Origin of the sequence: Streptococcus oralis, assembly GCF_023611505.1 — a bacterium.
Lineage (GTDB): Bacteria > Bacillota > Bacilli > Lactobacillales > Streptococcaceae > Streptococcus > Streptococcus oralis_CT.
Genome location: NZ_CP097843.1, coordinates 757,445 through 774,207, shown reverse-complemented (window position 1 = coordinate 774,207; position 16,763 = coordinate 757,445). Strand labels below are relative to the sequence as shown.

The window sequence follows — 16,763 nt, the reverse complement described above, 5'->3', positions numbered from 1 at the left end:
ATTTTTTCAAAAGAAAAACGCGCCCAAACCTAGACACGAAAGTACAATACGCTTCTTTTTACATGATACGTTTTGTCCTCGGTAGGATCTTTATGAGTCGAGCTCCCCTACTGTCTTAGGCAGTTTTTTCAAACCGTATATAAGTATAGCATAGACAAAAAAAGAATGCAAGATTTTTGCAAACTTTTTTTGAAATTTTTTTAAATCTCTACCGTCAAAACTTTGCCTTGCTTGACAACCTGTTCTCCAGCAATATAGACATCATCAACATCACTGGATTTGACTGCGTATACGAGGTGAGAGAGCATATTTTCCTGAGGTTGAAGATGGATTTTTCCTTGAGGATTAATGACCAGAAAATCTGCCTGCTTACCAACTTCCAGACTTCCTATCTGATCTTCCATTCCAAGAACCTTAGCACCTTCTATCGTTAGAGCTTTGAGAGCTGTTTCGATAGGAAATTGGCTGGCATCTCCACTCTTCATTTTCTGAAGGAGGGCTGCTGTCCGTCCTTCCTCAAACATATCTAGATTGTTATTGGAAGCAACCGAGTCAGTCGCAATCCCCACTGCTACTCCTGCTTTTTGGAGTTGGATGATTGGAGCGATTCCTGAGGCCAGTTTTAGATTACTGATAGGATTGTGGGCGATAGCCACTTGAGAGGTTGCCAAGCGTTCAATTTCTTGTTCGTTTAGTTCGACCCCATGAGCAAAAACAGACGGATGATCTAAGTAACCCAGTTCTTCTAGAAAGGCAAGGGGACGTTTGCCATAGCGTTTGAGGATAATTCCTGATTCCTCCTTGGTCTCCGCCACATGGATATGGAGAGGAATATTCAGCTCTTTTGCCATATCTAAGCTCTCTTCCAGCAAATCTTTACTACAGCTGTAGGGAGAATGTGGGGCTACCATAACCTTGAAATTTGGATTTTCATATCCTAAGATTTCCTCTATGATGGCTCGTGTTCTGCTTATAGTTTCAGCAGTTGTCTCTGCCTCTGAAGAAAAGAGGGTCGGTGAGAAATAACAACGCATCTTAGACGCCTTGACTGCCTGATAAATTTGCTCAATATCCACTCCATTGGGATTATACATATCATTGAAGCTTGTTGTCCCTGACTGGAGCATCTCCGTCAGAGCTTCTTTGACTGCCTTGGTAGTCATATCGGGAGTAAATCCTGCTTCTGCTGGCCAGATATAGTCATTGAGCCATTCGTGGAGATTACTGTCATCCTGAATTCCTCGCAAACCTGTCATAGCAGAATGGGTGTGGCAATTGACCAATCCAGGCATGATCCAGGCTCCCTGATAGTCTATCATCTGCTCAGCTTGCTCTAAAATCTCTGGCTCCTCTTGGCCGACATAGACGATTTGAGAGTCCTTAACGGCTAAGATACCATCCAAATAAACATGGAAATCTTGGTCACAAGTCACGGTATTTACATGCTGATAGACTTTCATTGTTTTCTCCTTCTAAGACCCTGATTTTTTCTAGCTATTGTAACAAAAAAGTCACCCAAAGGCAACTTTTTTTTGTCCATAAGATTTCAAAATAGAAAGGATTATTCAGAGCTAAAAGCTGCAGCTTTTTGCATCTGGTAATACTTGCCCTTTCTAGCCATGAGGTCATGATGGTTACCATGCTCAACAATATCACCATCTACCAAGACAAGAATCAAATCCGCATCCTGAATGGTTGACAAACGATGAGCAATGATAAAGCTTGTGCGCCCCTTCATGAGTTTAGCAAAGGCATCCTGAACTAACACTTCTGTCCGTGTATCGATGGAGGAAGTCGCCTCGTCTAAGATAAGAATCTTTGGAATAGCCAGAAAGACTCGGGCGATGGTTAAGAGCTGGGCTTGGCCGACAGAGAGAGATTCTCCTGCATTTTCCAACTTAGTATCGTATCCCTGTGGCAACTGTTGGATGAAAAAGTCTGCATTGGCTGCTTTAGCAGCAGCAATCACCTGCTCCCGACTGGCTTCAGGATTTCCAAAGGCAATATTGTCATGAATAGTCCCTTGCTTGAGCCAGGTTTCTTGGAGCACCATCCCAAACTGCTGTCTCAATGACGCTCGGGTATAGTTGTAAATGGAACGACCGTCCAGCAAGATATCTCCTGAGTTAATAGGGTAAAAACACATGAGGAGATTGATAAGAGTTGACTTACCAGCACCTGTCGGACCAACAATGGCTACCTTGCTACCAGCTGGGATATCTATAGACAAGTCCTTAATCAAGATCTTCTCAGGATGGTAGCCAAAAGAGACATGTTTAAAGGAAATAGCTCCCTTGACTTGGTCACTGGTCAAGATTTCCTTACCTGTTTCAACCACCTCTGGACTTTCTAAGACAGCATAGACACGCTCTGCGCAAGCGAGAGCACTTTGCAATTCGGCTAGAACTGAAGAAATATCGTTAAAGGGCTTAGTGTACTGTTGGACATAGTTCAAAAAAGTCACTAAACGTCCAATGGTCAGTGTGGATCCCATCATGATACGATAAGCTCCCACTCCAGCTAGAAGGGCATAAATGAGCGAATTTACAAATCGAGTCGAAGGATTGACCGTTGAAGAATAAAAGATAGCTGACTGAGAATAGTCTGCGTAGTTATCATTAGCCTCATGCAATCTTTGGATAAACTCTCCTTGAGCATTAAAGGACTGGATAATGGTCTGTTGGCTAAGCGATTCTTCAATTAATTGTGTCTGAATCCCCCTTGTCTCTGTTTGCTTCTGGAAGAGGTGATAAGATCTCTTGGCAATAAAGCGTGAAATCACCATGGACAGTGGCGTCAACAGCAAGACCAAGAGGGTCATGAGGAGGTGGATTTGAAGCATAGCTAGAATACTAACCAAAATCATCAAGACACCAATGAAAAATTGATTAAAAATCATGGTCAAGCCAGCTGCCAACTGTTCGATGTCTGTGGTCACACGACTAACCATCTCTCCACTGCCCTGTCGATCCACAAAAGCAATCGGTAACCGATGGAGTTTATGGATGATTCGCTCTCGCAAGTCTTTGGTATAAGAGAAGATTAGACGATTATAGAGGAGAGGATTGGCCCATTGTACCAGAGTATTTCCTATTACCACCAAGAGCATCTGGAGAAAAATCTGCCAAAAAACTGGTGATGATCCAGCCACCAGGACTTGGTCAATGACCTGCCCAATCAAAATAGGAAGATAAATTGATAAACCAACTTGGGCAATCGTTCCTAGAAAGGCTAGGAAAAGGAGGAAAGGATGGCTTGCTAAATCTACGGCTAAACGTTTGAGCGTCTGGTTTGCAGTTTGTCGTTTCATTCTAGTCCTCCTTTCCATGTTGGGATGCATTGATTTCGCGATAGACTTGGCTAGTCTTCATCAAGTCATCGTGCTTGCCAACAGCTAGTAACTCACCTTTTTCCAAAAGGAGAATCTGGTCAGCCATCTGAAGCGTCGAAGTCCGTTGAGAAATCAAGATTAAGCTCGTGTTTGGCAAATTTTCTCGAATAGATTTCAAGAGCTTGGACTCTGTGATGGTGTCGAGAGCTGAGGTCGCATCATCTAGGATGAGAAACGGAGCTTGGCGCAAGACTGCTCTGGCGATAGACAACCTTTGTTTTTGCCCGCCTGAGAAATTTCGCCCTCCTGCCTCAACTTGGGCATCTAAGAGTCCTTCCTTTTCACTGACAAAATCCTTTGCTTGCGAAATTTCCAAGGCCTGCCAGAGTTCTTGATCAGTTACTTCTTGATGCAAACCTAGAGTCAAGTTGGAACGAATGGTTCCCTTAAAGAGTTCGACTTTTTGGGGCACATAGGCAATCCAAGACCGCCACTGCTCCAAATTAAGAGGACTATGTCCATTTCGATAAAGGTCAATGCTTCCCTTGTCTGCTGGATAAAGTCCAAGTAAGACTTGCACCAAGCTTGATTTACCAGAACCCGTTCCCCCAATGATACCAAGTATTTGTCCTTGCTTCATATCAAAGGAAATGTCTCTCAGAGAAGGCTGGGCCGCATCAGGATAGGTAAAGGTTAATTCTTGGACTTGTAAAACCTGATTACTGGTAGCTTGCTTTTGTTCTAACTCTGAGTGGATGTCTTCGGGAGCCTCAGCAAAGACCTCCTCGATTCTCTTGGCTGAGATGTAGGACTGGTTGAGGGAATTGATCAGCATGGCAAGCTTGACCAATTCCACCAAGATCTGCAAGAGGTAGTTGATAAGGGCAATCAGGGCACCTTGGCTAAGTAAACCTCCTTGAATGGAAATATAACCCTGCCAGATGATAACTAGGAGAGTTCCATTGACAATCAGATAGGTCAGAGGTGTTAATAAACTAGACCAGAAACCTGTCTTTTCTTGTAATCTAGCATAAACTTGATTTAGGGTTTGAAAAATCTGTAACTCTCGTTTTTCCTGACCAAAAGCACGAATAACTCGCATCCCTTGCAATTGCTGACGTGTTTCCTGAACCAGTTGGTCCGTTTTCTTTCTGAGACTGCTGTAGAGAGGATTGACCAGCCGAGAGAACCCTACAATAACGATTGTCAAAATGACAACCATAACTAAAAACCAGAAAGTCAGCTCAGCCGAGATGCGATAGGCCATAAAGATAGCCCCAAAAACGATAATAGGTGCTCGCAAAAAGAGGCGCAGGAATTGATTGATACCAGTCTGTATCTGGTAAGTATCCGAAGTCAAGCGAGTCACCAAGCTAGAAGTTGTCAGACGGTCTCTGCTGTTCTTGGGTAAGGAAAGAATATGACGATAAAGGTCGTCTGTCAGTTCTTTGGTAAACCCCACCGCTGCCTTGGCTGAGTAAAACTGGGCTACCAAGGCCACTAAAACGCCAATCACTGCAAAGATAAGGAGCAGGCCAATCTGCATCCAAAGGTGTCCTTGATCTCTCTGAGGCAAGGACTGGTCAACAATCCCAGCAATCACCATGGGAACCAAGAGTTCAAAAACAGCTTCTAGCAGCTTGAACAAGGGTGCCAAAATTGATTCTTTGATATAGGGTTTGAAGTAAGATAGTAAGTGTTTCATAAATCCCTTCTATTCTTATTCTGGAAATGAAGAAAGTGGGAAGCCCCACCCTCTCAGTTTTATTTGTTTAAGTAAGGTAATAGATAGCCATATCCTTCTTCTTCCATCTCATCCTTGGCTACAAAGCGCAAGGAGGCAGAATTAATACAGTAACGGAGGCCACCTAATTCCTGAGGACCATCTGTGAAAACATGACCCAAGTGAGCATTTCCTGACCGAGAACGAACCTCGATTCGCTCCATCCCATGGCTCATATCCTTGTAATAATGAATCAATTCCTTAGAAATCGGACGACTGAAACTTGGCCAACCACAACCTGAAGCAAACTTATCCTTAGCAAAAAAGAGTGGCTCACCAGTCGTGATATCTACATAAATCCCTTCTTCAAAAGTTTGGTCATAGGCATTGGTAAATGGAGCCTCTGTAGCAGCTTCTTGGGTGACACGATAGGACTCTTCAGTTAAGCTTTCCTTTAACACCTCCTGACTAGGCTTTTCATAGTTAGAGGCATCAATCAATGGCTTATCAGCATCGGTCACATCGATATGACAGTAACCTGAAGGATTCTTCTTAAGATAGTCTTGGTGATAGTCTTCTGCCAGAATGTAGTGGCGAAGTTGCTCCACTTCTACTGCAATCTTTCGACCAAGCATGCGTTCTTGATCCTGCACCACTGTATAGATAGCTGGCAAGTCTGTTTCATCTTGGTAATAAATACCAGTACGATATTGGCGACCACGGTCATTCCCCTGCTGGTTAATAGACAAGGGATCAATAACACGGAAATAATAAAGTAAAATTTCTCTAAGTGACACTGCCTTCTCATCGTAAATCACTTGAACCGTTTCTGCATGGTCTGTTTCCTCAATCAGCTGGTAATTGGTCGTTTCGACTTGCCCATTAGCGTAGCCAACACTGGTTGCTAATACGCCTGAAATTCGGGAAAAATACTCCTCTAGGCCCCAAAAACAACCACCTGCTAGATAAATTTCTGCCATCTTTATTTCTCCTTTATCAAGTTTTTAACTAATACTCTTTGAAAATCTCTTCAAACCACATCAGCATCGCCTTACCGTAGGTATGGTTACTGACTTCGTCAGTTTCATCTACAACCTCAAAACCATGTTTTGAGCAACCTGCGGCTAGCTTCCTAGTTTGCTCTTTGATTTTCATTGAGTATAAACTTCTTTTCAAAAAAAGGACAGGAAGCCCTCTAGTCGAGACTTTCCCCATCCTGTCTTTTATTTCTTTATTTTGCTTGGACACGGACACCTTGGGTATCCACTTTCAAATCATGAAGTTTGCCTTTGAAAGACTGCTTTTGCAATTCCGCCTTAATCGCCGGCATCTTGTCATGAGAAGCCAAGACCATAACTGTTGGCCCAGCGCCAGAAAGATAGGTTGCATAGGCACCATTCTCTTTGGCTACTTGCTTAATCGTCGCAAATTCTCTCACCAGATCCTGACGGTAGCGCTCGTGGAAGAGGTCTCCCTCGATTGCTTGTCCAGCTGTCACCATGTCACCTGCCAACAAGGCTGCAATAGCCACATTGGCGATAGAGCTGGCAGCAACAGCTTCCTTGTAGGACAATTTTTTAGGCAAGACACCGCGGCTGTCACGAGTACGCAATTCATAGTTGGGAATATAAGCTAAAAAATCACACTCTGGGAAATCTGCCACAATCGCCGAAACCTGCCCTTCAACGGAACTTGCAATAACCAGATTACCATAAATGGCTGGGGCCACATTGTCTGGATGCCCTTCAATCTTGGTCGCCAGCTGCAATTTGTCGTGGTTGGATAAGTTGAGCTTGCCCAGTTGGTTGGCCAGTTCAATCCCAGCAACGATAACCGAGCTAGAAGAACCCAAACCACGCGCCAGGGGAACATCACTGATCATTTTCAAGCGTCTCGGTTGCAAGTCAGGAGCAATTTGTAAAGCAATCTTGAGTAAAAGGTTGCGCTCATCATGGGGAATCCATTTGCCGATCTGATGTTCAATCAACCACTCATCTCGTTCTTCACAGACCTCAATTTGAAGATACTTGGTTACAGCTACACCGACCGAATCAAAACCTGGCCCGATATTGGCACTTGTTGCAGGTACAATAATCTTCATCCTAGTCTCCTAACACCTTGAATGTATTCAAGAGGTCAAATTCTGAAGCTTTGGCCAACCCAGCTGAAACATTCTCAAGTTGTGCTTTATTGATCTTATGTGTAATAATCACTACACGCGCCTTGTCACCCTCTTTGCCATCTTGGAGGATTTGCTTGAAGGAAATATCTTGAGCATTAAAGATTTCAGCAAGTTTCAAGACCTGACCTTTTGAATCTGGTGCCAAGATTGAGAAATAGTAGTTTGCTTTAACATCTTCTGGATTTGCCAAAACCAAGTCACGGCTGTATTCGTTGAAGTCTTTTCCAATTGTTCCATCATTCAAACGACGAACGATACGGACAATATCCGCCACAACACTTGTTGCAGTTGGTTTTTGACCCGCACCTGGTCCGTAGTACATAGACTCACCGATGCCAATAGATTCTACAAAGACTGCGTTCATTACCCCATTGACACTAGCAAGTGGATGTGCTTTGGGAAGGAAGGTTGGAGTTACTTCCGCAGCAATACCCGAAGGAGTTTCCTCGATAGAACCTACCAATTTCACTACATAGCCCAGGTCTTGGGCTACAGCTACGTCTTCTGGTGTGATGTTGCGGATTCCCTTGTGGGCTACATCGTCAAAGGCAACCTTCATCCCAAAGGCAAATTGGCTCAAAATCACCATCTTGTAGGCTGCATCAATCCCATCCACGTCATTTGTAGGGTCGCTTTCTGCAAATCCAAGTCTTTGAGCTTCAGCCAGAGCATCATCATAAGACCAGCCTTCTTCGACCATTTTGGTCATCATAAAGTTAGAAGTTCCGTTAACGACACCAAGAACGCGCGTGATTTTATCAGAAGCCAATGAATTTGCTAGAGTGCGAAGAATTGGAATCCCACCAGCAACTGCTGCTTCGTAGTAAAGTGCTACATTATGCACTTTAGCGATTTCTAGCAATTCTGTACCATGAACAGCCAAAAGGTCCTTGTTAGCAGTAACAACGTGTTTCCCAGCTTCTAAGGCACGAGTGATAAAGGTCTTAGCTGGTTCGATACGCCCCATCAATTCCACTACGATTGTAATGTCTTGATCTGACAAAATATCATCTACATTGGTCACAAAGTTAAAGTCATTCCCTGCTGCAAGCAAGCGGTTCTTTTCATCTTCATCCTTGACCAATACCTTGGCTACTTCAATCTCTGAATGAGCTGACTGAACGATTTTTTCTCCATTTTCCTTTAGGAGGAAAGGCACACCACTTGCAACGGTACCAAATCCAAGTAAAGCAATTTTAACTGTCATGTTTGTCTCCTAGAAATTTTCTGATATAGCCATTATAACAGAATTTTGTGAAAATTCCTATTATAGTAAATCACTATTTCAGCCTAGAAAAGAAAAAACGAATCCCATGATTCGTCTTTCTTGATAAGTGAAAATGATTTTCAAAATTTATGAACTAATCTTTTGCAGACCGATAACTGCGTCGTGATTGATCAAGATTTGCCCATACTCTTGCAAGACTGAGCGACTGATGTCACTATCATCTGCAAATTCGCGCATACGGGCCAAGAGCCAGGCTGGATATGGACTAGGATGATTTTCCACATCGACTAAAATCGTCAAGTAGTAATGTCCATTCATCTTATAGAGTTCAGATGTTTCCATCTGGTAGTTAACAGTCTTTGCAAAAGCAACTAGGTCAGAAAGGCTTGCAAAACGCAAGATATAGTAGATATAAGGTTCCTTCTTGATCTCAGTCTCCTTATCTGCCTGTTCTTGCTCCTCTTCTTTAGCCTCGACCTGTTCTAGGGACTGGATAGCCTCAATATCGTCCTTGGTCTTGTCTGCAATGCTCTTTTCTAAGGTTTTGAGGAATTCATCTGGTGACATTTGGGCTAATTCTTCCATATCGGGTAAATCCGCCAAATCTTCAAAATCCAGATTTTGGTCAATCTTGGACTTGGTCACAAAGACGTCCACCTTATCTGGTTTTGGAGTCACACGGAAACTCAACATGCCACTATCCAAGAAATTGTCTGGCATTTCTAATTCATCTAAAATAGCATAGAAAAACTCTTCGGTTTTTTCCTGAGGAACGAGAAAGTCTGCAATCTCCATTCCCCGATCCATCAAATCATCTAAAGTCATCGTGATTTTTAGTGTTGTATCACTAATTTGTTTCATCTTCATATCTAGTAACCTCATACTTTCAGTCTATCTATTATACTAGATTTTTACGATTTTATCAAAAGAATGAAGCGAGAATGTGATATAATACTAGATATGATTTTAGATTTAAGAAAGAAAGTTCAATGAAAAATATAAAAGTAAATGCCTTAGCCAGCCTGCTGGTCAATATTCTCAATATCGTTTTCCCACTGATAACAAATCCTTATCTGACGCGGATTCTCAGCAAATCCAATTACGGTTATTTCAATACGGCCAATACCTGGGCAAGTTTCGTTATTCCACTAGCTGCCTTTGGAATATACAACTACGGGATTCGAGCTATCAGTAAGGTCAAGGATGACAAGAATAAAATCAACTACGTCTTTTCTAAGTTGTTTTATATCTCGGTTTTCACTTCTCTCCTGACGACTGGTATCTACTTCCTCATTATCTTCTTTGACACCAGCATTGAGAATCTGAAAGTCCTCTACTACATCCTAGGGGCCCAAGCACTCTTCCAATTTCTCAATATCGAATGGATGAACGAGGCTTATGAAAACTATGCCTTCATCCTCTACAAAACGTTAATTATTCGAATTACCATGCTGGTCGCTATCTTCGCCTTCGTTAAAACGGCAGATGATATCGTTCCTTATGCTATCGTTATGACAGCGACCACTATCCTCAACTACCTGCTTAGTTTTCTTTGGATTAAGAGAGAAGTTTCTTTTGTTAAAATTGGATTCGTCGAATTAGCTAAAGCTTCTAAACCGCTCTTCACTATGCTTCTCTTAGCAAACGCTAATATGCTTTATACCTTGCTAGATAGAATGTTTATCACCAAGGGACCGGATGAAAACTATATTTCCTATTATACAATTGCCTATAGTATCGTCATGCTAATTGCCAGTGTCTTGAGTGGAGCTATCAACGTAAGTATTCCGCGCCTTGGCTACTATCTCGGTAAAAAGGATTACAAGTCCTACAATTATCTCGTGAATCAAGCGGCATCCTTATTCTATTTCCTTATGGTTCCAACTAGTATCGGGATTATGATATTGGGACGGTACGCAACTGTTATTTATTCTTCTGAAAAGTATCTTGAAGCAGGTATCGTAACCAGCGTCTTCGCTTTTCGTACCATCATCTGGGCTATTGAATTGATTCTTGGTAAACAGATTATCTTTATCAACGACCATGAAAATCGCTTAACTGCCTTTTACTTCCTCGGTGGTGGCGCCAATATACTATTAAATAGCATCTTGTATTTCAATAATATTTTTGCACCTGAGTATTACATCGCTACGACCATTATCGCAGAAACTATCGTAGTTTTACTTGAAATTCATTTTATCAAGAAACATCAACTGATTAGTTTAAAAGAAATTTTTATAACCTTAACACGTTACAGCCTCATATCCCTTGGTTTTATCCCAATCTTCTATATTTTCAAAATGATTTTCCAAATCAATTCCTACACAGTAAACTTCAATATGATTCTCATGGTTCTTTCTACCGTAGCAACTTGTGGTATCTATTATCTCTTGACCCTCTTTATCACCAAAGACAAAACACTCCACTATGCACTGAATCTTGTACTTGCTAAATTAAAACGAAATTAAAAAATCCCCTACTGATAAATTAGTTGCCAGTAGGGGATTTCTTCTTTATTCTTTTTCTTTCTTTTCAGAAGCGTTGGCTTCTAGGTTTGAATCTTGTTTAGGTTGTTCAACAATAGAGGAATTAGCTTCTTGTTTCTGTTCTGGCTTAACTGCCTCGCTATTTACAGCAGCAACAGCCTGTTTCCAGATTCCTTCTTCGTTTACTTTGTAACCATCAGGTGTTGTTGCGTTCTTCAATAAAGAACCATCAGCTTGGAAATAGTACCAATTACCATCAAGCTGTTTCCAACCTGTTTGCATAGCTCCTGATTCATCAAAGTAATAATGATCACCATTTACTTTATGAAGACCAACCAACATGATACCATCTTCAGGATTTAGATAATACCAAACGCCTTTGTCTTTTATCCAACCAGTTTTCATGGCACCGTTTGATTCAAAGTAACGGTAATGATTATCAGACCATTTCCAGCCTGTTTGCATGGCTCCAGATCTGCTAAAGTAATATTGCTTACCATCTACTTGATGAAGGCCGACCAGCATAATGCCTTCTTTTCCTTCAAGATAGTACCAAGCATCACCATCTTTCAACCAACCAGTTTGGACTGCGCCAGACGTAGCGTAATAATGCCAAGAATCATTTGACCACTGCCATCCAACTTGCATGATGCCTGAGGATTTGAAGAAATAGTTCTTACCGTCAATTTCTTTAGAGCCTACAGCCATGATGCCTGTTTCTGGATCCAAATAATACCATGATTCATTATCTTTCAACCAACCAGTTTTCATAACTCCAGAACTTGCAAAATAGTTCCAGTGACCATCAACAAAGGCCCAGCCTGTTTGCATGGCACCACTGGCATTCAAATAGTAACGGACACCATTGATATCTTGGTTTCCAGTTAACATGATGCCATCTTTATCCAAATAATACCATGTTTCCTGATCCTTGACCCAACCAGTTTTCATAGCTCCAGAACTTGCAAAATAGTTCCAGTGACCATCAACAAAGGCCCAGCCTGTTTGCATGGCACCACTAGCATTCAAATAGTAACGAACACCATTTATATCTTGTCTGCCAGTTAACATGATGCCATCTTTATCCAGATAATACCATGTTTCCTGATCCTTGACCCAACCAGTTTTCATAGCTCCAGAACTTGCAAAATAGTTCCAGTGACCATCAACAAAGGTCCAGCCAGTTTGCATGACACCTTCTTGATTAAAGTAGTACGTGCTTCCATTAATATTCTTTTTACCGACAGTCTTTAGCCCATCCTCATCATAGAAATACCAATCTGAATCAATCTTTTGCCAAGTTGAAGGCTTACCTGCTGCTTGGAGTGCACCACTTTCGCTAAAGAACATCTTCTTGCCATTATAGACTTGATGTCCTGTTAGCATCTTCCCATCTGCCGCAAAGAGATACTTTTTCCCTCCAATTTCAGAGAGCTCGCTAAATCGTCTAGCACCATTTGATTGGATATAATACCAAGAGTCATCTAGTTTGAACCAACCACCAGTTTGCATTTTACCATTTTGGTTCAGATAGTAATCATTCCCTTTGGCATTTTCTCCCCAGTCGTCGTTAAGGTGAAGCCAGCGACCTGCTTGCATTTGTCCTTTTCCATTAAAGAAGTAAGTGGCTCCGCCAATCTCTCTCCAGCCGATAGCCATTTCTCCGTCAGTCAAACGATATTTCCAATAGCCATCTTCTTGATACCATTTTTCGTCAACTACAGGGATATCAGGGAAGGTATTTGAAACATTAGCAAATCCTTTATCGCTAATATCAAAAACGGTAGCATCTTGAGTTTGGCTAGCAGCATGAAGAACCTGAATATTTTTCTTCTGAAGGTATTCTCTGGTTGAAGCAACATTAATATCTCCACCAGTTGTCTGAATAACCATTTTTGGTGATAAGTTTTCAAGGAAATTAATCGTATTTGAAATTGTCGCATCATAATGGTGGTTCCATTTCATCATATCAACCTTGCCGATAACTGGACCTAACTTATCTTCTGCTCCCTCGGCATTATCCAAATCTCCACCAAGATAGATTCTCTTTCCTGCCACAGTCACCACTGAAACAATGGAGTTGGAGTTATCATCTCGAACTCTTTTCAGATTCCCATCAGCATCATATTCATTCTTATAGTTATAGAGTTGGATATCCATATCACCTAATTTAAAGTGACTATCCTCATCTGTAATATTCTGAATAAGAGTAACCCCTCGTTTTTGAGCCGCTCTCAAAGCATTATCATAATTAAAAAGATTATCCCAAAGTCCCCAGTGTGAGGTGATCCGATCATCTGAATATTTTTTCAGATAAAACTTATCAACTTGATAACGATTAAGTATCTCATCTGCTCCGCCGATATGATCACTATGGACATGAGTTCCTAGAATAAAATCTAATTTTTTTACACCTATTTGATCCAGGTGGCGAATCAAGCGATCTTCCAATACTTGATTATTTCTCATGGAAATTCCCCAGCGGCTTGGATAGCGTGGGTCACTCCCATCAGGGAAATCATAGTCTTCTCCCATATCAATCAAAGCATAATGGCCATTACTTTCCAGAAGGATGGCATCACTTCCAGATTTTGCTTTAGTATTTATGAAATGGATACGATTGCCCGAACCTGCAGAGATAGTATCTGCATCTACTCCTTGCGATAACTGAATCAGTAATAGAAAGAATGCGAGAACACTATATCTAACTGATTTTAATAACCATTTATTTTTCACCTTGAACACTCCTTTATCTTAAACAATAAGCAACTTTTACTAATCTAATCAATCCAGTAGTTTTTATCCCCTCCTGAAACTTGTTGCTCAATAGGGGGTGGAGTCATATAGTTTTCTCCAAATTCGTAGACAAGTATTTCATGGTATTTTTTAGGAACCTTGACCACAATGTTTTCATAAGGTATATCAATCAAATCATAGAGCCATTCTTTTTTTATACCATCTGGATAATAAGGGTCATAGATTGTACAAGTAAGATCTGTTGATTGATCCACACTATACCTCAAAGCAAGACTCTCTAATTTTTGATTCCATAGCTGAGGGGAAGTTAAGCGGAAAATAGCTGATCCCATATAACGAGGGAGGTTTTTAAGTCCACCATTCTCAGACTTGATCCCTTTAAAATTCAAAGAAGAAAGTCGAACGAAATATTTGTAGAGTTTCATTTTCTTACGGTCACATTCCTGTGTTACAACACCATCATATGGAAAAATGTCAACGCAAGTTCCCAATACGACCGTTGGGTCTACGAGGTTAGCATCTCGACGTGTCCTTACATCATAGACTCTCATATAACTGTATGGATATCCCTTTGTTTCTCTGAATGAAATCAATTTATAGTAGGGATGATTTTCATTTTGTAAAACCTTATACAGTTTTTCAAATTCATCACGCGCTAAGGAAATATCTGTATCATCATCCCAAGGGATAAATCCTTTATGGCGTACAGCTCCTAGTAAGGTTCCAAAATCAATAAAGTATTTGATTTGATGTTGTTCACAAAGATTATGTAGATACTTTAAAATATCCAATTCTACTTGCTTGATTTCTTCAAGAGTTAAAATTCTTTCAGACATAGGTTCTATTCTCCTAAATTTGACTATATTTTTAAACGTTTCTTAATCCCAATCCTGTCATTTAGACCTTTTAACAATCTTCCATAATTTAAAATCATGATGAGATACTCTTTGTTCAACCGGTGGCAATTGCATATAGTCTCCGTAGTCTGAGGTCAAAATTTCATGATAATTTTTTGGAATGGTAAATTCCTTACCTTCAAATGTTCCAGTAGTAACTTGTTCCAGCCATTCACGTCTCCACACTGGTTTGTTCATATCTTTGTAGATAAGATAATCCACTTGCTCATAATCTGAGACTTTACGGGATTTTGCAAGCTCTTCAATCTGGGCAACGTATTTGTTCGTATTGGTAAAATAGAAAATAATAACTGACACATAGCGTAGCAGTGAATTCAGTACACTTTTCGTATTAGTAATTCCTTTAAAGGTGTAGCAACTCAATTGACGTTTCTTTATCAGTTTCGTCATCTTGTTTTTAAATTCTACGTCATCCTCGTAGCCATCTACAGGGAAAATATCTACATATATCCCCATATTTGAATCGATGCGAACATCTTCTTCCAACAAGTAGGTATGGTTATCCTGCACTTTCATGAAGGGATAGACATAGTTGAGATTATTTTTATAAGACATGACCTCGTAACGTTCATCAGGGTTAGCGATAAGGTAGTCTTGCAACTTCTCATAATCTTCTCGTAACATGCAGATGTCCATGTCATCATCCCAAGGTATAAATCCTTGATGGCGAACAGCACCAATTAGACTTCCATATGCCAAGAAATACTTAACCCCAATTTTCTGACAAACATCATGAATATACTCCATGATTCCAAGTTCCATCTGTTGAATTTCACTGACATCTGTTACTTCTTGATACCGAATTCCTTCATCCTGTTTGCAGACTACAAGTCCATAGCCAATCGCTAGCCAGAAGATGATATTAATAAAGTTGGTTGAATACATAATCTGACTTTCAAATAATTGACCAAGCAAGATACCGAAGAAAAGAATCATGATCAATTTATCAGTATTTTTCTTGGAAACAATCAAATAAGTTAAAAAGCGCTTGATGACATAAGCCAGTACAAGAAGGAAGAATGCTAAGCCTAGAACTCCCGAACTGACAAATATGGTCACAAAAATGTTATGGAAATTCCCACCGATAAGAGAGTTTTGAATCTCAAATTTACTGAAATATTCTGTGTAGTAATCTGGAACATTTCGTACACCATAACCAAAAATTGGTTTCGTACTTCCCATCTTGATGGCATTTTTCCAGATATAGGTTCTACCACTTGGTGTTGTTTCAATCAGATGGAGCTCACCGTTCTTCTTAGTGACAGACGAATCTGTTTCAGCATAGGATTGTCCTTTGTTTAAATCTAAGACAGTCGCAGTTTCAGATGAAATGTAGATTGAAGTTACATAGCTTAATCCTATATTAGTTGCAGTAATCAGCAAACCAGCAACTATAAAAGTGAGGAATCGTTTAACGATACTTCCTCTAGTAGCAAAGAAACTATAGAGTCCAATCATGAGAAGTAAAGAAAGTAAGGCTCCTCGACTTTGCATCGTAGCGAAGTAAACTAATTGAATCACATTGTTCAGTTTAAGATAAACAGAATATTTACTTCCTTTATGGATCAAATACATAGCCAAAATAATGCTAATGTATGAAAATATCGCACTAGCATTAGGATTGACAATCCCCCACAGACGTCCATTCATGACACCATAATAATAAGATTGCTCGCCAATCTTAAATAGGATAAGGACTCTACTTAGCAATAAACCAAACGCAAAAATTGCTGAAGAAAAAGATACAATTTGAACCGTATAGGCAATCCAGTCAAATAATTTTTTGAGTTGACCCGATTGTAACATGGTAAATAATAAAACATAGGTTACCATGAAGAGAATTTCAATCACATTTCCAATCAAATGTCCCGAGCGATTGAAAATAGCAGATAGCAGATGACTTCCAGCTAAGAGTCCAAATAAGGATAGAAATTTACGATCTACTGTGATTTCTTTCCACTTAAACAATAAAGTATAGCAAATATAAAGCACTACAATCGCTGACAATCCCTTATAGAGGGGATTTGCTATCTTATAAACCAGTGAACTCATACTTAAAATCGAAATGAAAACAAATAGATACGCAATCCATAGTTTTGATTTTTCAAAGTATTCATCCATTTTTGAAAAATTCATTTT

The 16,763-nt window shown here is 40.4% G+C and carries 12 protein-coding genes and 1 other annotated feature; of the genes, 1 reads left to right on the top strand and 11 read right to left on the bottom strand.

Annotation, left to right across the window (positions count from 1 at the left end; genetic code table 11):
- Window positions 1-2 precede the first annotated feature (2 nt).
- Window positions 3-138: a sequence feature (ribosomal protein L10 leader region), on the bottom strand.
- A 62-nt stretch (window positions 139-200) separates the two neighbouring features.
- The 8 genes from M9H69_RS04045 to mecA form a co-directional block, all read right to left on the bottom strand.
- Entirely contained in the window at window positions 201-1,460 is a 1,260-nt protein-coding gene (locus M9H69_RS04045) for a TRZ/ATZ family protein (protein ID WP_250315988.1), read from the bottom strand.
- 101 nt (window positions 1,461-1,561) lie between these two features.
- Window positions 1,562-3,310, bottom strand: coding sequence for an ABC transporter ATP-binding protein (locus tag M9H69_RS04040; RefSeq protein ID WP_250315987.1), 1,749 nt, complete (start codon window positions 3,308-3,310; stop codon window positions 1,562-1,564).
- A gap of 1 nt (window position 3,311) precedes the next feature.
- Window positions 3,312-5,036: an ABC transporter ATP-binding protein gene (locus M9H69_RS04035; protein ID WP_250315986.1), complete on the bottom strand. Its 1,725-nt coding sequence runs from the start codon at window positions 5,034-5,036 to the stop codon at window positions 3,312-3,314.
- A gap of 59 nt (window positions 5,037-5,095) precedes the next feature.
- Window positions 5,096-6,034 carry a peptide-methionine (R)-S-oxide reductase MsrB gene (gene msrB, locus M9H69_RS04030; RefSeq protein ID WP_250315985.1) on the bottom strand — a complete coding sequence of 313 codons (939 nt, stop codon included), beginning with the start codon at window positions 6,032-6,034 and terminating at the stop codon, window positions 5,096-5,098.
- 28 nt (window positions 6,035-6,062) lie between these two features.
- Complete coding sequence (locus M9H69_RS04025) at window positions 6,063-6,209, bottom strand: hypothetical protein (protein ID WP_250315984.1); 147 nt, start codon at window positions 6,207-6,209, stop codon at window positions 6,063-6,065.
- Between the two features lie 76 nt (window positions 6,210-6,285).
- Window positions 6,286-7,155, bottom strand: a complete 870-nt coding sequence (gene thrB, locus M9H69_RS04020) for a homoserine kinase (protein ID WP_250315983.1) — start codon at window positions 7,153-7,155, stop codon at window positions 6,286-6,288.
- 1 nt (window position 7,156) lies between these two features.
- Entirely contained in the window at window positions 7,157-8,443 is a 1,287-nt protein-coding gene (locus M9H69_RS04015; protein WP_250315982.1) for a homoserine dehydrogenase, read from the bottom strand.
- Window positions 8,444-8,590: 147 nt separating this feature from the next.
- Entirely contained in the window at window positions 8,591-9,331 is a 741-nt protein-coding gene (gene mecA, locus M9H69_RS04010) for an adaptor protein MecA (RefSeq protein ID WP_250316168.1), read from the bottom strand.
- A 122-nt stretch (window positions 9,332-9,453) separates the two neighbouring features.
- Between mecA and M9H69_RS04005 the strand changes: the two genes are divergently transcribed.
- A complete protein-coding gene (locus M9H69_RS04005) occupies window positions 9,454-10,932 on the top strand; it encodes an oligosaccharide flippase family protein (RefSeq protein WP_000789709.1) in 1,479 nt (492 codons plus the stop codon).
- 45 nt (window positions 10,933-10,977) lie between these two features.
- Here M9H69_RS04005 and M9H69_RS04000 read toward each other — a convergent pair whose 3' ends face one another.
- Genes M9H69_RS04000 through M9H69_RS03990 form a run of 3 tightly spaced genes read right to left on the bottom strand, consistent with a single transcriptional unit; the run spans window position 10,978 to window position 16,760 of the window.
- Entirely contained in the window at window positions 10,978-13,686 is a 2,709-nt protein-coding gene (locus tag M9H69_RS04000) for an MBL fold metallo-hydrolase (protein ID WP_250315981.1), read from the bottom strand.
- A 44-nt stretch (window positions 13,687-13,730) separates the two neighbouring features.
- Window positions 13,731-14,543, bottom strand: a complete 813-nt coding sequence (locus tag M9H69_RS03995; RefSeq protein WP_250315980.1) for a LicD family protein — start codon at window positions 14,541-14,543, stop codon at window positions 13,731-13,733.
- A gap of 57 nt (window positions 14,544-14,600) precedes the next feature.
- Entirely contained in the window at window positions 14,601-16,760 is a 2,160-nt protein-coding gene (locus M9H69_RS03990; protein WP_250315979.1) for a LicD family protein, read from the bottom strand.
- Between the last annotated feature and the right edge of the window lie 3 nt (window positions 16,761-16,763).